The sequence below is a fragment of the Leucobacter sp. UCMA 4100 genome (assembly GCF_027853335.1).
In the GTDB taxonomy this organism is placed as follows: domain Bacteria; phylum Actinomycetota; class Actinomycetes; order Actinomycetales; family Microbacteriaceae; genus Leucobacter_A.
Genome location: NZ_JAFEUS010000002.1, coordinates 1,081,968 through 1,098,987, shown reverse-complemented (window position 1 = coordinate 1,098,987; position 17,020 = coordinate 1,081,968). Strand labels below are relative to the sequence as shown.

Genomic DNA, 17,020 nt, shown 5'->3' with positions numbered 1-17,020 from the left:
TGAAATGGTGCTTGGGGCGCCGACTAAATGGTGTAGTCGACAACCACGGGAGCGTGATCGGACCATCGCTCGTCGTAGCTCGCTGCGCGGTCAACGACGTAGTGCGCGACCTTTGCGCCGAGCTCGGGCGTCACGACGTGGTAGTCGATGCGCCAGCCGGTGTCATTGTCGAAGGCCTGGCCGCGGTTTGACCACCAGGTGTACGGGCCCTCGACTTCGCCAGCGAAGGTGCGGCCGACATCGACCCAGCCGTGGCCGAGGCCGACGGAGTCGTCGACGCCCGTGATCTCTGCGCCACGCTCGCCGAAGAAGCGGTCGAAGTAGGCGCGCTCACGGGGCAGGAAGCCGCTCTTCTTGCGGTTGCCTCGCCAGTTCTTAATGTCGAGCTCGCGGTGCCCCACGTTGAGGTCGCCAACAACGGCGACGAGCCCTGAGCTCGGCCCCTCAGCGCCAGCGAGTTCGTCGAGGCGTACGCCGAAGGCGTCGAGCATGGCCCACTTCGCCTCTTGCTTCGGGGTGTCGACCTCGCCCGAGTGCATGTAGCAGCTCACGACCGTGACGGGGGTGCCGTCGACGTCGAAGTCGGCCTCGAGCCAGCGACCCGATGACTGGATCGACTCCTGTGCGTCGGCTGCGCCAAGGCCCACGCGGTGGGCGATGGAAGGGTTGCGGCTCGCGATGGCGACGCCCGCGCGGCCCTTGATGTCGCAGGGCTCGTGAAGCCAGTGCCAACCTGCGTTGCCGAGAAACTCTTGAACGTGCTCGTCTTGCGCCCGAACCTCTTGCAGCGCGAGCACGTCGACGCCGCGTTCATCGAGCCATTCGCCCATGCCCTTACGGTAGGCGGCACGAATGCCGTTCACATTCACAGAAGCAACACGAAAATTGGCCATGCGACTATTGTACGCCGTGCCACCGACAATGGGGTGCCGATGTGCACGGGTACGCTAGAGGCAAACGCGTGGCTCGGCCACGCACCGCAGTACAGGCGAGGGAGCAGCAGTGGCCAACAGCGATAGTGACGGCGGTGTTGCCGCGGTGTTCATGCGCGGGGGCACGAGCAAGGGGCTCATCGTGCACGAGCGCGACCTCCCACCCGCGGGAGACGAACGCGACGCCCTGCTCAAGCGTCTCATGGGCACGCCCGATCCGCTGCAGGTTGACGGCATGGGTGGAGCAGCCTCGAGCACCTCCAAGGTGATGGTGGTGAGCGCCGCGGGGCAAGACGGAGTGATCGAGTACGCCTTCGGGCAGCTGGGCATTGCGCAACCGGTGGTCGACTGGAGGGGCAACTGCGGCAACCTGAGCTTTGCCGTTGCGGCCTTCGCGATCGATTCGGGGCTCAGTCCCGTTGATGATGGCGCGACCGAAACGACCGTGCGGCTGCGCAACACGAATACCGGCGTGCGTATTGATGCCGAGGTGGCGGTGCACCGGGCAAGGGTCGCGCGAGACGGGGACACCGTGATTGCCGGGGTCCCGGGAACCGCGGCTCCCATCACCATGCGCTATCTCGAACCGGGTGGTGCCGTGACCGGCGCCCTGCTGCCGCTCGGCTCGGCGCAAACGATGTTCACGGTCGCGAGCCCAGAGGGTGAACTGCACGTGCGGGGCACGCTCGTTGACGCCACGAACCCGTACCTCTTCGTGGTGCGAGATGCAGTGCCGGGCGCTCATCGCGCGCCCGCAGAGCTGAGGGGCGACGAGACATTTCTTGCCGTCGTCGAGCGGTTGCGGGCGGCAGCGGCGGTCGCGCTCGGGGTGGTTTCATCGCTCGAGGCAGCCCGAACCGAGGCGCCCGTCACGCCGCGCGTCGTGCTCGTTGGCCCGCCCAAAGAGAGTGCAGAGGCTGATCTCGAGACGCTCACGATATCGATGCAGCAGGTGCACCGCGGCATTCCCATGACCGCGGCCATGGCGCTCGCCGCCGCAAGGGGCATCGCCGGAAGCATCGTGCATGACCTCGTGGGCGATGCTCCCGCGAACGGTGTGACCGTCATCGCGCACCCGCTCGGCACCGTGCGTGTTGTCGCCGAGCACGCTGAGCGTCCCGATGGAGCCGCTCACGTCGTTTCGGTCGGCGTTACCGGTACGGCGCGCACGCTCATGGCAGGAACGGTATATCCCGCTCCGTAGGTGGGGGTAGTGCCGAGACCGCCGCTGTCGTAGCGTTGAGTCATGCATGATGAGACCGAAGGCTATTCGTCACTCCCCAGTTCTGGCGTGACTTCGCCCGAGGGGTGGGCTGAACCCCGCGAACCGATCTTCAAACGTCTGTGGTGGTGGCTCACAACGGGGCAGGCTAGGCGGCCCGGGAGCTCCTTCGGGTACGTGCTTCGTGAGCGACGCGCGTTCGAGCGCCTTCTCAGTGCGTGGCGAATGATGATGGGGCACCGCACTATGCAGCCGGTGCCGATGCTCTACCTCATGGTCTTGGTGCTTGGCCTCGTCGTAGGGCTCGTGCTGCAGTTCACCCTCGGCCTCGCGTGGTACATCGCCCCGCTCGCTTTCTTTGCCCTGGCGTGGGTCTTTTTCTTTTCGACGATCTGGTGGGGCAATCGTGCTGGCCGCGGGACGCTGCGTGAAGATCTCATTGGGCAGCTCTTTCCCGAGCGTGGCAAGCGGATGCGCAGGGAACGCATTACGCGGCAGTTTCGTGAGTCGCCGCTTCGCTTCTTTGCCTTCGCCGGCGAGAGTTTCCCGTACTCGCTCTTCTCCTTTCAAGATTCGAACGGCACTCTTGAATCTGTGGCAGTGCGGTGCGTAAGCCCCGAGCAGATCGAACGTGAGCGCCTCAGCGGGCCTGACGAAGCGCTCGATGACGTCTGCGTCGTTAAGGTGGTGGCGCGAGAGGCCTTGGCCTCTGAGGAAGGAGATGAAGATGCCGTGCCTCAGCGCGAGCTCGCCTATCTTGTCGAAGACTTCGTAGAGATGAGCATTGAAGCCGGTGAGTGGCGGCCAATGACCTTTGACCTTGACGGTTGCTCGGTCGATGGCTGGTCGGTCAGCAACGAACGCTGTATTGGGGCATACTGCTCCTTTAGCGAGCAGTGGATCATCGCGCTCTACAGCCCAGCCCCAGCGACCGAGAGCGCTCCCGGCCCGCTGCAGGAGCGCATCGAGCTCTGCGAGATCACAGACCGCGAGAGGTTGGTTGCAGAGGCCGCTGGGTGATTAGCCCCAGAACGAGGTGCTCGCCGAGACGTCATCGATGATGACCTTGCCGTCAACGACCGAGTAGCTGCCCCTCATCGAAACCTTCGTTTCTTCGAGGTCGTAGTCGCTCCACTCGGTGCTGTTGCGCTGGGTCTTGACCGTGCCGGGCTCTGTCTCGAACGACGAGAAATCGAAGGTCTCAAAACCGCCGGGAAGCGTGCCAAGTTCGAGCACCGCAAGATCGGTGTTCTGCACGATGTACGGGCAGTAGCTCTCCATGTTCGTCGGAATCGTGACGCACTTCGTGAACTCGTCGTTCACGAGCGCCAGCACGGCTTTCTTGAGGCTCTCGCTCGCGGTCGCCTCAAACTCGACCGCGACCGGCTCAGCATCGTGCGGATCGGCCGAGAGCGTCTGCTGCGGCATGACCGTCATCGTGACCGTTTCGAACTCGGTGTACTCGCCGTTCGGAATGCTGAAGGTGTACTCGCCCGGGTACAGGTAGGCCTCTGCGACGTGGCGCTCATCCCAGCCCTCAGAGACGGTGCTTGGCCCAACCTCGACCTTGGTATCGCCAACCTCGATGGTGTCGAACTCGAAGGGAGCCTCGAACCGCACGCGCTGCACGAGTGGGGTCGTGACCTCCCAGTTGTGCAAGAGGCCGAACGAGTTCGCTCCGCGTTCTGCCTCGATAACGATGCTCTGGCGCTCGCCGTCGATGCTGAGCTCGACCCCGACGAGGGCGTGGGTGCCGTTCCCCGAGAGCGCCTCATCGACGTTGCCCACGCTGACGACCTCTATCTGGTGGTCGGCCGCGTCAAAGACCTCGGTCGTGAGCAGCCCGCGCTCGGTGTTGCGCACGCCCGGGTCGACGGTGTCGGTGGCCGCCTCGAGCTTGCCCTTCGCGATGAGCGAGAGATAGTGCTCGACAGCGGCTTCGGGGCCGCGGCTTCCATTGAGCACCTTGACGGTGACGAGCCCGGCGACGAGTGCGACAACGACCGCGACTACCGTCACGAGCACAGCGATGATGCCGCGCTTTTTCTGTGGGCTGAGTGGTGCCCGCTCTGGCAGCGGGAGCGCCTGTGGTTGCGGCTGCAGGAGCTCTGCCATGCTGGCTGGTTCGGCTATGGCATTCTCGTCGACCACGGTGCCCTCATCGACCACGGCGCCCTCAGTGGGCACGCTGCCCTCATCGGCTGCGTCGTTTTCGACGATCGGTGCGGTCTCGGCAGTCGGGGTTTCGGGGCCGGCCGGTGCGGCGTGATCCGCGATGGAATCGTTCGCAACGAGTGCCGCTGCGATGGGCGCGGCTGGCGCTGCCAGCGTGGGCTCGGGCTGCACCGTTGCAGCGGGAGCGGCCGTGGGCTCGCCCGACAGCCAGCGGTTCACGGTGTGCTGTGAGGCGAAGAAGAAGAGCAGTTTCGGGTTCGCGAGGTAGGCCCAGCGCGGGGCGAACTCGGCGAGGGCGCTCACGAGCAGGGCGACGGCCGCGGCACTGAAGGGAACCCACCAGGTCACGGTCATGGTGATGGTCATGGTGCCGTAGCTTCCCATGCCCGCCGCCGTGCGAATGGGCAGCACGACGAGCACGACCACGAGCCAGATGATGGTCGCCCCGACGGGCAGACGCCACAGGAGGTCAGCCCTGAACTGCGCGGCACGGGGGCGGCGCAGGCCAACAGCGATGGCGGCTGCCATGATGCTGAGCGCGGCGAACAGGTAGACGCACACGGCGAGCCAGGGCGAGAGGTTCCAGGGCATGAGCAGCTCTGCAGAGGTGAACGGCACCTCGGCCGTGAAGCCGCCGAGGTAGCCCATGCTGATGAGGCCAAGCAGGAGGTTCCCGAGGAAGGGAATGAGTGCGAGGCTCGTCGCGAAGGTCTGTTTGATGGCCAGGAGCACGAGGGCGACGAGCAGCAGCGGTGCAAAGACCGTGAAGGTCGCGGCGAAGAAGGCGCGGGTCTCGGCGATGAGCGGCCGTGCGAAGAAAGCGGTGATGGGGCTTGCCTCGCGGGTGCGTTCGCGGGTGACAAAGAGGGTTATCGCGACGATGCACCAGAGGGTGGCAAAGATCGCGAAGGGCTTGCCGTGCAGCTCACCCTCGGCAACGTCCGTGCTGCCGGGCTGCAACCCGATGAAGCCGAACACGAGCATGAACACGAGCCCGATGACTGCGCCCTCGATGCCAGCGCGCAGTGCCGAGAGCGTGAGCGTGGGTGCGAGCCCATCGTGGGCGAGGCGGCGCTTGGCGATGAGCGCCGTGCCTACCGCGATTGCAGCGAGGGTCGTCAGCGAGAAGATGCTCAACGAGAACGAGCCTTCGAGGCTGAACACCGAGACGCCGAAACTGCCGTTTCCGGCCCAGCCATAGCCCAGCACCCCGGCGGTGACGCACGCGAACAGCGAGAGGAGCGTGCCGAGCCCGGCGGTAGAGAGGGCGCTCGAGGCCATCAGTGCGATGACGATGAGCAGGGCCATGACGGCCGCAACACCGAACACTACGGCGGCGACAAGGGCGAGCGTCGTGAGCGCCGGTTTACCGAGAAGCCCCTTCAAGTAGTTCGCGGTCACCGGTTCAGGGGTGGTCGTCATTGCGCTCCTGGTGTGCTGTGAGAGAGAAAACTGGAAGGGCTGTGCAGAAGCGAGAGTAACACAGCGAGTGCGACATGTGTTGTGGTCTTGGGGGTGAAAGCGCCTCCCGCTACCCTTAGAACCATGACAGAGCAGGGCAGCGCACGCCACGTCATGGCGATCGACCAGGGCACGACCTCGACGCGGGTCATTATCTTTGACCACGAGGGGCGTATACAGGGCGCCGCACAGCGGGAGCATCGCCAGATTTTCCAGCACCCGGGCTGGGTGGGCCACAGCGCCACCGAGATCTGGCGCATGACCCGCGACCTCATGCGCGAGGCGCTCGCCGTTTCACACCTCAAGGCGCACGAGATCGCAGCGCTCGGCATCACGAACCAGCGTGAAACGACGGTGGTGTGGGACAAGCGCACGGGGCAACCCGTGTACGAGGCGATCGTGTGGCAAGACACCCGAACGCAAGGCCTCATCGACGAGCTGACCGAGGCCCACGGGGCCGACTTCTTGCGCAGCGTGACGGGCTTGCCCCTCGCGACGTACTTCTCTGCCTCGAAGGTGAGGTGGATCCTCGACAATGCTCCCGGCGCACGCGAGAAAGCCGAGCGCGGGCACCTGCTCTTCGGCACGATCGATACGTGGCTGGTGTGGAACCTCACGCGGGGCGAGGGCGCCGAACCCGTGCACGCGACCGACGTGACGAACGCGAGTCGCACCCAGCTGTGCGACATTCGCGAATTGGCGTGGAGCGAGAAAGCGCTCGACCTCTTCGGTGTTCCCGAGTCGATGCTGCCCGAGATTCGTCCCTCGGTGGGCGACTTTGGAAAGGTCGTCGCGGTCGACGAACTCGAGGGGCTTCCCATTGCGGGCATTCTTGGCGACCAGCAGGCTGCGACCTTCGGGCAGGCGGGCTTCGCCGAGGGCGCCGCAAAGAACACGTACGGAACCGGCTGCTTCTTGATCGTGAACACGGGCGAAGAGGTGGTGCACTCAGACAACGGTCTGCTCACGACGGTTGCCTACCAAATTGCTGGCGAGAAGCCGCGGTACGCCCTCGAAGGTTCGGTGGCAGTGGCGGGCTCGCTGCAGCACTGGCTGCGGGACAATCTGGGCCTGTTTCGCGACTCTGAAGAGATCGAGGGGCTCGTCACGAGCGTTCCTGACACCGGCGGGGCCGTCATCGTGCCGGCTTTCTCGGGGCTTTTCGCGCCGAGGTGGCAGCCCGACGCGAGGGGCGTCATCGTGGGGCTCACCCGCTTTGTCACGAAGGCGCACCTCGTGAGGGCCGCGAGCGAGGCGATCGCGTTTCAGTCGGTCGAGGTGATCGAGGCTGCCGCGGCCGACCTGGGCCACGAACTCACCGAGATTCGAGTCGACGGCGGCGCCTCGGTGAGTGAATTTCTCATGCAGTTCCAGGCAGACCTGCTCGGCTTTGACGTCGTGCGCCCCGAGGTGCTCGAGACGACCGCGCTCGGAGCCGCCTATGCCGCAGGATTCAGCGTTGGCGTGTGGAGCACGCTCGACGAAATTGCCGAGAACTGGCGCGAAGAGAAACGGTTTACCCCGGCGATGTCGGGCGACGACCGCGACCGCAGAATGCGCATCTGGAACAGGGCGGTTGAGCGCTCGCTCGCCTGGGTCGACGATGATGTCATGACGGGTGCCGGCGGGGCCTCGTAAACCGGCGAAACCATAACGATTTTCGGGCCCTGGGGCTCTCGCGTTGTGGGCGTGTCGCTCGGGGGAGTATTCTCGCTGTGATGCCCATAGTTGCTTTACCCGTCTTCTTGTACCCGTTTACGGTGGGCAGAAATTTGGAGGAAACACAGTGATTGCAACCTCACGCAAGCGAATACTTGCCACGATTGCTGCTACGGGAGCCGCTGCTCTCGTTCTCGTCGGCTGCGGTAATGCACCCGAAGCAGGCGAAAACGGCTCGAAAGAGGGGTCAGATAACTCAGACTTCCTCGCCTGCGCCGTTTCTGATGAGGGAAGCTGGAACGACAAGTCGTTCAACCAGGTTTCGATGCTCGGCCTGACCGAGGCCGAAAAGGGCCTTGGCATCGAGATCAATGACGCAGAGTCGAAGTCTGAAGAAGACTACACTCCGAACCTCGAGGCCATGGTCGCCAAGGGCTGCGACATCACCTTTGCGGTTGGCTTCAAGATCGTTGAGCAGATTAACGCTGCCGCGACCGAGAACCCCGACTCGAACTTCGTGATCATTGACTCAGAGGCTGAGGGCCACGACAACCTCAAAGGCATGACCTGGGAGACCACCCAGTCGGCGTTCCTCGCAGGCTACCTCTCAGCTGCCTACAGCGAGTCGAAGGTTATCGGCACCTACGGCGGCATGAACATTCCCGCTGTGACCGACTTCATGGTTGGCTTTGCCAACGGCGCGAAGTACTACGAAGAAGAGACCGGCACCAAGGTGACCGTGCTCGGCTGGGATGCTGACAAGCAGGACGGCGACTTCGTTGGTGACTTTGAGAATGGCACCGCCGCAAAGAGCATCTCAGAGGGCCAGATCGAAGCTGGCGCTGACGTGATCATGCCGGTTGCTGGTGGCCTCTTCGGCGCGACGAGCGAAGCGATCAAGGAGTCGGGCAAAGACATCGTCATGATCGGTGTTGACCTCGACATCGCCAAGAACAGCCCGCAGTACGCTGACCAGATTCTCACCTCGGTTGAGAAGCAGATCAACGTTTCGATCTACGACGTCATCGAGAGCGCGAAAGATGGCAGCTTCTCGAGCGATGGCTACGTAGGCACCCTCGAAAACGACGGTACGCGCCTCAGCCCCTTCTACGAGTTTGAAGACAAGATCGACGCTTCGATCATTGAGAAGCTCGACGAGCTCAAAAAGAAGATTATTGCTGGCGAGGTAGAAACCCGCTAACACCGCGTTGAGGGCAGCGGTCGCGGGTTTCTCGCGACCGCTGCCTCTTCGCTACGATGAAGGCTATTCGCGACGCTCGCCCCTGGCGGCGTGCGTCGCACGAGGGAAGCGGATCGGGGCATACTCTCCATGAAACTTGAGTTCAGAGGCGTGACGAAACGCTTTGGGTCGTTCACCGCGAACGACAAGATCGATCTCACCGTCGAACCGGGCGAGATTCACTCGTTGCTCGGCGAGAACGGTGCGGGCAAATCAACGCTCATGAACGTGCTGTTCGGGCTTCTTGAGCCCGACGAGGGAGAGATCCTGCTCGACGGCGAACCGGTTGCGTTCGACGGCCCCGGCGACGCAATGGCCGCGGGCATCGGCATGGTGCACCAGCACTTCATGCTTATTCCCGTCTTCACGGTCGCCGAGAACGTGATGCTCGGTCACGAGCCGACCCGCGGTGGTGGGCTGCTCGACCTTGACGCGGCGCGTTCAATGGTGCGTGAGATCTCGGCTCGCTTCGGCTTCAACCTCGACCCCGACGCCAAGGTTGAAGACCTGCCGGTGGGTGCGCAGCAGCGCGTCGAAATCGTCAAGGCGCTTGCGCGCGACGTGCAGGTGCTCGTGCTCGATGAGCCCACGGCGGTGCTCACCCCGCAAGAGACCGACGAGCTCATGAACATCATGAAGCAGCTCGCTCAGGCGGGCGCCTCAATCATCTTTATTACCCACAAGCTTCGCGAGGTCAAGGCCGTTGCCGACAAGATCACGGTGATGCGCCTCGGCAAGGTCGTGGGTGAGGGCTCGAATCAAGACTCAACGTCGAGGCTTGCTGAGCTCATGGTCGGCCGCTCGGTCGAGCTGACGACCGCAAAGCAGCAGGCAAACCCTGGCGAGGTAAAGCTGCAGGTTTCAAACCTCACGCTCGTGAGTCAGCAGGGCGTCGCCCTGCTCGACAACGTGTCGTTCGACATTCGCGCGGGCGAGGTGCTCGCGGTCGCGGGCGTTCAAGGCAACGGCCAAACCGAGCTCACCGAGACGCTCATCGGGTTGCGCCACGGCGCAAAGGGTTCGGTGACGCTCGACGGCACCGAGATGCTCGGCAAGACGGTGAAAGAGCTCATCGATATGGGCATTGGGTACGTGCCTGAAGACCGCTCGAGCGACGGCGTCATCGGCAACTTCACGGTCGCCGAAAACTTGATGCTCAACCGCAGCTGGGGTGAGCCGTTCGTGAAGGCGGGCTCACTACAGCTCGGCTACCGGGAACGCTTCGCCAACGAGGCCATCGCCGAGTTCGATATTCGCACGCAGGGCCCGAACGCCAAGGTGAGCAACCTCTCTGGCGGTAACCAGCAGAAGGTCATCATCGCGCGCGAACTCCTGAGCGATACGCAGCTGTTCATCGCGTCGCAGCCCACGAGAGGCGTCGACGTCGGCTCAATCGAGTTCATTCACGAGCGCATCATCGGCCTGCGCGACGCGGGCCTGCCGGTGCTCATCGTCTCGACCGAGCTCGATGAAGTACTGAACCTGGCCGACCGCATCGCGGTCATGTACCAGGGCAAGATCGTGGGCATCGTTCCCGCAGACACCCCTCGAACCAAGCTGGGAGAAATGATGGCGGGAGCGTCAGCATGACCGAGACAACCAAAGCGCCGGCTGAACCACGTGAGACCGGCACCCTGCAGCTCGCGCTGCGCGAGATTTTCGGGGCGAGTTTCACGCGCACCGTGCTCGCAATCGTTATCGGCTTTGTCGTTGGTGCGGTGCTCATCATCATCACGAACGAAGAGTTTCTTGCCTCTGTGGGCTACTTCTTCCAACGCCCGAGCGACGCGCTCGGGGCCGCTTGGAACGCGGTGTACACCGGCTACAGCTCGCTCTTTACCGGGTCGATCTTCAACTCGAGTGCTGATACGTTTGGGGCCGCGATTCGCCCCTTCACCGAGACCCTGAGGTTTGCCGCGCCGCTCATTCTTGCCGGCCTCGGCATCGCGCTCTCGTTCAAGGTTGGTCTCTTTAACATCGGTGGCCTTGGCCAGATGCTCGTGGCAATCGCGGGAGCATCGTGGGTCTCGTTCGCGGTTCCCATGCCAACCGCGTTGCACATGCTCGTGGCCATGGCGGTCGGTGTTCTCGCAGCGATGGTCTGGGGCGGCATCGTCGGCCTGCTGAAGGCCGCGACGGGCGCGCACGAGGTGATCGTGACGATCATGATGAACTACATCGCCCTCTACGCGGTCTCGTATGCGATGCGGGCGGGCTTCTTGCACTCACCCGACGCGGGCACGAACCCCAAGACTCCGCCGCCGCTCGAAACGGCGCAGTACCCCGCGCTGCTCGGCGACTCGTACCGTCTGCACTTAGGCTTCATCGTCGCGGTGCTGGGCGTCGTGCTGTACTGGTGGCTCATGGAGCGCTCGTCGCTCGGCTTCAGGCTGCGCGCCGTCGGTGAGAACCCGAGCGCAGCGGCAACGTCTGGCATGAAGGTTTCGACGCTCTACATCATCACGATGGCGCTCAGCGCGATGTTCGTCGGCTTTGCCGGCGTCAACCAGGTGCTCGGCGGAAGCGTCGGTCTCACGGCCTCGGCTGACTCAGGCATCGGTTTTGACGCGATCACCGTGGCGCTGCTCGGCGGCGGTAACGCGATCGGGATCTTCTTTGCAGGCTTGCTCTTCGGCGCGATGAAGGCCGGCGGCCCCGCGATGCAGATCGCGGGCGTGAGCCCCGAGGTGCTCGTCGTCGTTCAGGGTGTAATCGTGCTCTTCATCGCGGCTCCACCGCTGGTGCGTGCGATCTTCAGGCTTCCCAAGAGCGTTGAGAACGGGCCGATCGCCCAGAAATTCTCACGCACGAAGAAAGGCGGCGAGTAATGACCGCGACCGCTCATGAGCCCACAACCCACGAGGCTATTGTGCGCCCCGTCGACTGGCGCGCGCCCATCTCGTTCATCGTGTTCGCGCTCGTTGGATTCTTCGCCTTCGGGGTGAACGGCCCCTCGACCGACGTGGTGTTTTCGTGGGCTGCGAAGGGCACGCCGAGTGTGCTGCCCGACCTGACCGTGAACGCTCGTGCCCTCGGCTTCGTCATTGGCGGCCTGATGTTCGCGATCACCGCCCTGACCTTCTGGCTTGCGCTCACGAGGCGCAAGATTTCTGCGTGGATCGTCGTCGGCTTTGCGCTCCTCTTTCTCATCGGCCTGCTCGGCTGGGTCGGCGCGGGCGGGCGAGTGCCCATCGTGTACCTGCTCACCGGCGCGATTGCCTTCTCGGTTCCCGTGGTGCTCGGAGCGCTCGCAGGAGCCATGGGCGAGCGCGCGGGCGTGACAAACATCGCGATCGAGGGCCAGCTGCTCATGGGCGCCTTCACGGCAGCCTTCGTCGGCACGATCACGGGCAACCTCATCATCGCGATGTTTGCCGGCATGATTTCTGGCTCGCTCATCGGTGCGCTGCTCGCGGTCTTCTCGGTGAAGTACCACGTCGATCAGATCATCGTGGGTGTCGTGGTGAACGTGCTGGTCGCCGGCATTACGAGCTTTGTTCACTCGTCGATGATGACTCGCGATGAGCAGGCCTACAACTATCCGGGCACCCTGCCTGCGATCCGCATCCCTCTGCTCTCTGAGATTCCGGTCATTGGGCCGGTGCTCTTCAACCAGCGCATCACGACCTACCTCATGTTTGCGCTCGTAATCTTCGTGACGGTACTGCTCTACAAGACGCGCACGGGCCTCAGGCTGCGCGCGGTCGGCGAGCACCCACTCGCTGCCGACACCGTGGGCATCAACGTCAACCGCACCCGCTTCTGGGTCGTGACGCTCTCGGGGCTCATTGCTGGCCTCGGCGGCGTCGCGCTCTCGATTGGTTCGGTCGGTGGCTTCATTCGCGAGATGAGCGCGGGGCAGGGCTATATCGCCCTCGCCTGCGTGATTCTCGGTCGCTGGAACCCGCTCGCGGCAACGGCTGCGGCGTTCCTCTTCGGGTTCTCGAAGCAGTTCGGGGTGTGGGCGGCTCAGGCCGGCGCAGCGATTCCGACCGACTTCATCAACATGATCCCGTACATCGTGACGCTCATCGCGGTTGGCGGGTTTGTTGGCCGCTCGATTGCCCCGGCCGCGATTAACAAGCCCTACGTGAAGTCGTAATGAGTGCCGAAGAGATTGATTGGTCGGCGCTGCGTGACGCCGCGGTCGAAGCGATGCAGCGGGCCTACGCACCCTACTCGGAGTTTCCGGTGGGGGCAGCGGCCCTCGTCGATGACGGCCGCATCATTGCGGGCTGCAACGTCGAGAACGCGAGTTACGGTGTGGGGCTGTGCGCCGAGTGCACCCTCGTCGGGCAACTGCAGCTGACGGGCGGCGGCAAGCTCGTCGCCTTCGACTGCGTTGACGGCCGCGGCAACACCCTCATGCCGTGCGGGCGGTGCCGTCAGCTGCTCTTTGAGGCGAGCGCGCCCGGAATGCTGCTCAACACCGTCTCGGGTGTGAAGACGATCGAAGAAGTGCTGCCAGACGCATTTGGGCCGCGCACACTCGAAGCGTACGCGGCCCAAGAATAGTCGCGGCGTGAGGCCGCGGCTCGTGTCGGCTAGCGACCCCTGACGGTCACGCGCGACAGCAGCTCTTCAGCGCTGCGGCGTGGGCCCGTGAAGAACGGGGTCTCTTCGATGACGTGCAGGCGTGCCTCGACGGCGCGCAGTTCACGCATGAGGTCGACGATGCGGGTGAGCTCGTCTGACTCGAAGGTGAGCAGCCACTCGTAGTCACCGAGCGCGAACGAGGCGAGCGTGTTCGCGAGAACATCGCCGTAGTCGCGCGCGGCCATGCCGTGCTCGCGCAGCATGCGGCTGCGGTCGGCTTCGTCGATGAGGTACCACTCGCGTGAACGCACGAAGGGGTACACGCACACGAAGTCCTTCGGCTCGTCGCCCGCGAGGAACGCGGGAACGTGCGAGCGGTTGAACTCGGCGGGGCGGTGCACACCGATGTTTGACCATACGGGCACGAGCCTGCCGCATGACCAGTCACGAATCATGCTGTAGGCGAGCTGCAGGGTCTCGGTATCGGTCGCGTGCATCCACACGAGCAGGTCGGCGTCGGCCCTGAAACCGGTGATGTCGTACCAGCCACGAATGGTGAGGCCCGACACCTTCTTGAGTGATTTCAGGAGCTTCGAAACTGAGTCGCGTGGAGCCGGAGCGTCAAGGTTCTCGCGAAACACTGAGTACATGGCGTAGTTAGTCTGGGCGTTGATCTCTTCAGCAACGTGAGTGTGGTCTACGACCGGGCGCGCATTCATGTGAAGGCCTTTCAGTTCGATGAGGTGTGGGTGAAAACGACTGGTTAGTCTTCGGGGCCTGCGAGCACGGGAATGTTCGTGACCTCGCCGTGGCGCATACGGCAGCTATCGGCCGGCGCGACGTCGGGAAAAGCGCCGAGTGAGCCGACGGCCACTGCCTCAACGTTCTCGCCGCGCTCGCGTGCTGCACGCTCGACGATCATGTCGACGATGCTCTTCACGAAGGGGGCCGCGGTGCCGACGGTTGCGGCGCGTGCCGACTCGATCTTCATCTCGTCAGCGGTCTCGGTCGCCTCGATGTCGAGGTCAAAGGCGACCTCCATGTGGTCAGAGATGAAGCCGATGGGGGCGATGACGATCTTGGTGACGCCCTGGGCTGCGAGTGCTTCGATGTGGTCGTTGACATCGGGCTCGAGCCATGGAGTGCGCGGATCGCCCGAGCGTGAGCAGTACGAGAGCGACGAGGGCAGTGCCTCGCCGTAGCGCTCTTCGAGCATCGCGTCGATTGCCTGGCGAACGTCTTCGTGCTGCTCGCGGTAGCCCGGGCCGGTCACGGCCGAGGCGTCTTGCATGGTGTCGGGAATCGAGTGGGTCACGTAGACGATGTGGGCGCCCTTGATGCCGCCGGTGAGCGTTTCGCCCGCAGCGACGATCGCGTCGAAGTTGCTCTGAACAAACCCTGGAGCGTTAAAGAAGGGGCGAAGAATGTCAATCTCGGGTGCTGACTCGCCGAGCTCGGCGACCGCTGCCGCGAGGTGCTCGCGGTACTGGCGGCTTCCTGAGTACGATGCGTACGCGCTCGTCACGAGGGTCAGCACGCGCTTGGTGCCAAAGGCGCTCGCGTCGCGCAGTGCGTCGACCGTGTAAGGGTGCCAGTTGCGGTTGCCCCAGATAACCGGCAGGGTGATGCCGCGTGAGTGAAGCTCGTCTTCGAGCGCCTGGCGCAGTGCGAGGTTCTGCTCGTTAATGGGGCTACGACCGCCGAAGTGGTAGTAGTGCTCGCCGACCTCGGCGAGACGTTCTTCGGGGATTCCCTTGCCGACAGTGACGTTTTTCAGAAAAGGAATGACGTCGTCGGGGGTGTTCGGGCCACCGAAAGAACAGAGGAGAAGTGCATCGTATGGAATAACGGTGTTGCTCATGCTGAGACTGTATCTCAGGAAAGCTGTACGTCTGATGTATAACATCAGATGTGGAAACCATACGTCTGACGTGACCACTCTAGCCCCAGTTATGCATAAGGAGCAATGCGTGCCCGCTACCGAAACTCGTGCCGCCAAGCCGGCGAACGCGGGCGTCGCCTCCCTCAAAGGGCTCGGCGTTGTGGTGCTGGGGCTGCTCCTCATTGCCGTCGCTGCGGTGATCTCGCTCTCAGTCGGGGTCGTGGGTCTCGGCTGGCAGGAATCACTGCAGGCACTGTTCGCGAGAGACACCGTTGAAACTCGTACCGAAGCGGTGATTTGGTCGATCCGCCTGCCTCGCATTCTCGTGGCAATGCTTGTCGGCGCGACCCTCGCGACCGTCGGCGCGGTCATGCAGGCAATCTTGCGCAACCCGCTCGCAGAACCGGGCGTCACCGGCGTCTCGGCGGGCGCCGCGGTCGGCGCCGTCGCGAGCATCACCCTGGGCGGTGTGAGCAACGCCGCGTGGGGCATTCCCGTCGCGGCCTTTGCTGGCGCCGCCGTCGTTGCCTTCTTGCTCCTGTTTGTGCTGCAAACCCGCAAAGACCTCGGCCCCGCCACAATCATTCTCGTGGGCGTCTCGATCAACGCGCTCGCGGGCGCGCTCATCAACGTGCTGGTGGCTAACGCGCCCGATGACGCCCTGGTGCGCAGCGCCATGTTCTGGCTCGCTGGCGACCTCGATTTGCGCACCTGGCAGCACGTCACCATCGCGGCGGTGCCGATTAGTATCGGGCTCGTCATTCTCTTCATGCGGCGGCGCAAACTTGACGCCCTCTCGCTCGGCGAACAGATCGCCGCGACGAGCGGTGTGAACGTCGCTCGTGAGCGGATCGTGCTGCTGCTCGTCGCGTCGCTCATCACCGGAGCTGCCGTCGCAGTCGCCGGCATTATTTCGTTTGTGGGGCTCGTGGTTCCCCACGCGATTCGCCTCGTTGCCGGCGCTCAGCACGCGAGGCTCCTGCCGCTCTCGGCGCTCGGTGGAGCGCTCTTCATGGTCGTCGCCGACACGATTGCCCGCTCGGCCTTCGGCCCCGTCGTGATTCAGACGGGGGTTGTCGCTGCGCTCGTGGGCGCGCCGATCTTCCTCTTTCTCCTGCTCAGAAGGAAGCGCGCATGAACCCGGCCCTCACCCTGCAATCGTTCGGGGCAATGCGCGGCGGCAAAGCGCTCGCTGCGGCGCTCAGCATTCGACTCGAGCCCGGAACCGTGCTCGGGGTCGTCGGCCCGAACGGCGTCGGCAAATCGTCGCTCCTGCAGGCCATCGCGGGGGCGGGTGTTGCTCACTACGGTGAGGCGCTCTACGACGATGCCTCGCTACAGCGCATGCGCGCGAAGGAGCGCGCGCGGGTCATCTCGCTGCTCGCGCAAGACACGGGAGCGCCCGATGAGTTGCTCGTACACGAGCTCGTGAGCGTAGGATCGCTCGCTGGCGGCCGTTCAGACCTCACCGAAGCGAGTTACCGGGCGCTCGAAGAGACGGGCATCGGGCACCTCGCACAGCGCCGGTTCGGAACCCTCTCTGGCGGGCAGCAGCAGCTCGTGCAGCTCGCGCGCGTCCTTGCGCAAGACACTCCGGTTGTCGTGCTCGACGAACCCACCGCTGCGCTCGACCTCTTGCACCAGCGGGCCGTCGAACAGACGATGCGCAGGCTCGGCAACGACGGCAAGATCGTCATCGCCGCGGTGCACGACCTGAGCCTCGCGCTCAACAGCTGCACGCGCGTGCTGCTGCTCGACCGCACGGGCGGCACGCACATCGGCGAGCCGCGCGACGTGCTCGCCGCCGACCTCGTGCACCAGGCCTACGGGGTGCACACCGAAATTCTTACCGCCCCCGGTGGGCGGCACATTCTTTCGCCGACCGAGTCGGTGAACGGCCTCTAAAACCATGA

Annotated in this window: 14 protein-coding genes; 10 read left to right on the top strand and 4 right to left on the bottom strand. The window is 64.1% G+C overall.

The genetic code is table 11. From position 1 onward, the window contains the following. Nucleotides 1–23: 23 nt before the first annotated feature. Nucleotides 24–893, bottom strand: a complete 870-nt coding sequence (locus JSO19_RS05275) for an exodeoxyribonuclease III (RefSeq protein ID WP_270910234.1) — start codon at nt 891–893, stop codon at nt 24–26. 109 nt (nt 894–1,002) lie between these two features. On the opposite strand from JSO19_RS05275, the gene JSO19_RS05270 reads away from it, so the two are divergent. Both JSO19_RS05270 and JSO19_RS05265 read left to right on the top strand, forming a co-directional pair. Then, nucleotides 1,003–2,136 carry a PrpF domain-containing protein gene (locus JSO19_RS05270; RefSeq protein ID WP_270910232.1) on the top strand — a complete coding sequence of 378 codons (1,134 nt, stop codon included), beginning with the start codon at nt 1,003–1,005 and terminating at the stop codon, nt 2,134–2,136. A 42-nt stretch (nt 2,137–2,178) separates the two neighbouring features. Next, the gene (locus JSO19_RS05265; protein WP_270910231.1) at nt 2,179–3,174 is read left to right on the top strand and encodes a hypothetical protein; all 996 of its coding nucleotides are present in this window, start codon (nt 2,179–2,181) and stop codon (nt 3,172–3,174) included. On the opposite strand, the gene JSO19_RS05260 is transcribed toward JSO19_RS05265, so the two are convergent. Next, entirely contained in the window at nt 3,175–5,751 is a 2,577-nt protein-coding gene (locus tag JSO19_RS05260; protein ID WP_270910230.1) for a hypothetical protein, read from the bottom strand. Between the two features lie 123 nt (nt 5,752–5,874). Between JSO19_RS05260 and glpK the strand changes: the two genes are divergently transcribed. From glpK to JSO19_RS05230, 6 genes are all read left to right on the top strand, one after another. Continuing rightward, nucleotides 5,875–7,428 (top strand): glycerol kinase GlpK, encoded by a 1,554-nt coding sequence (gene glpK / locus JSO19_RS05255; RefSeq protein WP_270910229.1) that lies wholly within the window; start codon nt 5,875–5,877, stop codon nt 7,426–7,428. 148 nt (nt 7,429–7,576) lie between these two features. Next, complete coding sequence (locus tag JSO19_RS05250; RefSeq protein WP_270910227.1) at nt 7,577–8,650, top strand: BMP family lipoprotein; 1,074 nt, start codon at nt 7,577–7,579, stop codon at nt 8,648–8,650. A gap of 129 nt (nt 8,651–8,779) precedes the next feature. After that, nucleotides 8,780–10,279 carry an ABC transporter ATP-binding protein gene (locus tag JSO19_RS05245; RefSeq protein WP_270910226.1) on the top strand — a complete coding sequence of 500 codons (1,500 nt, stop codon included), beginning with the start codon at nt 8,780–8,782 and terminating at the stop codon, nt 10,277–10,279. Further along, entirely contained in the window at nt 10,276–11,517 is a 1,242-nt protein-coding gene (locus tag JSO19_RS05240) for an ABC transporter permease (RefSeq protein ID WP_270910225.1), read from the top strand. The genes JSO19_RS05245 and JSO19_RS05240 overlap by 4 nt, the downstream gene beginning before the upstream one ends. After that, complete coding sequence (locus JSO19_RS05235; RefSeq protein WP_270910223.1) at nt 11,517–12,791, top strand: ABC transporter permease; 1,275 nt, start codon at nt 11,517–11,519, stop codon at nt 12,789–12,791. The genes JSO19_RS05240 and JSO19_RS05235 overlap by 1 nt, the downstream gene beginning before the upstream one ends. Further along, nucleotides 12,791–13,204 carry a cytidine deaminase gene (locus JSO19_RS05230; protein ID WP_270910222.1) on the top strand — a complete coding sequence of 138 codons (414 nt, stop codon included), beginning with the start codon at nt 12,791–12,793 and terminating at the stop codon, nt 13,202–13,204. The genes JSO19_RS05235 and JSO19_RS05230 overlap by 1 nt, the downstream gene beginning before the upstream one ends. A gap of 29 nt (nt 13,205–13,233) precedes the next feature. Here the strand turns inward: JSO19_RS05230 and hemQ are convergent, their stop codons facing one another. Both hemQ and JSO19_RS05220 read right to left on the bottom strand, forming a co-directional pair. Then, on the bottom strand, nt 13,234–13,944 hold the full coding sequence (hemQ, locus tag JSO19_RS05225) for a hydrogen peroxide-dependent heme synthase (protein WP_270910221.1): 711 nt from the start codon (nt 13,942–13,944) through the stop codon (nt 13,234–13,236). A gap of 44 nt (nt 13,945–13,988) precedes the next feature. Continuing rightward, a complete protein-coding gene (locus JSO19_RS05220; RefSeq protein WP_270910220.1) occupies nt 13,989–15,086 on the bottom strand; it encodes a ferrochelatase in 1,098 nt (365 codons plus the stop codon). A gap of 109 nt (nt 15,087–15,195) precedes the next feature. Between JSO19_RS05220 and JSO19_RS05215 the strand changes: the two genes are divergently transcribed. Together JSO19_RS05215 and JSO19_RS05210 are read left to right on the top strand one after the other, a co-directional pair. Beyond that, complete coding sequence (locus JSO19_RS05215) at nt 15,196–16,245, top strand: FecCD family ABC transporter permease (protein WP_217136370.1); 1,050 nt, start codon at nt 15,196–15,198, stop codon at nt 16,243–16,245. After that, a complete protein-coding gene (locus tag JSO19_RS05210; protein ID WP_270910219.1) occupies nt 16,242–17,012 on the top strand; it encodes an ABC transporter ATP-binding protein in 771 nt (256 codons plus the stop codon). The genes JSO19_RS05215 and JSO19_RS05210 overlap by 4 nt, the downstream gene beginning before the upstream one ends. The last annotated feature ends 8 nt before the right edge of the window (nt 17,013–17,020 follow it).

Coding starts and splice junctions, on each gene's coding strand:
- JSO19_RS05260 (WP_270910230.1), bottom strand. CDS start 5,751: ATGACGACCACCCCTGAACCGGTGACCGCGAACTACTTGAAGGGGCTT.
- JSO19_RS05240 (WP_270910225.1), top strand. CDS start 10,276: ATGACCGAGACAACCAAAGCGCCGGCTGAACCACGTGAGACCGGCACC.
- JSO19_RS05265 (WP_270910231.1), top strand. CDS start 2,179: ATGCATGATGAGACCGAAGGCTATTCGTCACTCCCCAGTTCTGGCGTG.
- JSO19_RS05275 (WP_270910234.1), bottom strand. CDS start 893: ATGGCCAATTTTCGTGTTGCTTCTGTGAATGTGAACGGCATTCGTGCC.
- JSO19_RS05220 (WP_270910220.1), bottom strand. CDS start 15,086: ATGAGCAACACCGTTATTCCATACGATGCACTTCTCCTCTGTTCTTTC.
- JSO19_RS05235 (WP_270910223.1), top strand. CDS start 11,517: ATGACCGCGACCGCTCATGAGCCCACAACCCACGAGGCTATTGTGCGC.
- JSO19_RS05230 (WP_270910222.1), top strand. CDS start 12,791: ATGAGTGCCGAAGAGATTGATTGGTCGGCGCTGCGTGACGCCGCGGTC.
- JSO19_RS05210 (WP_270910219.1), top strand. CDS start 16,242: ATGAACCCGGCCCTCACCCTGCAATCGTTCGGGGCAATGCGCGGCGGC.
- hemQ (WP_270910221.1), bottom strand. CDS start 13,944: ATGAATGCGCGCCCGGTCGTAGACCACACTCACGTTGCTGAAGAGATC.
- JSO19_RS05245 (WP_270910226.1), top strand. CDS start 8,780: ATGAAACTTGAGTTCAGAGGCGTGACGAAACGCTTTGGGTCGTTCACC.
- glpK (WP_270910229.1), top strand. CDS start 5,875: ATGACAGAGCAGGGCAGCGCACGCCACGTCATGGCGATCGACCAGGGC.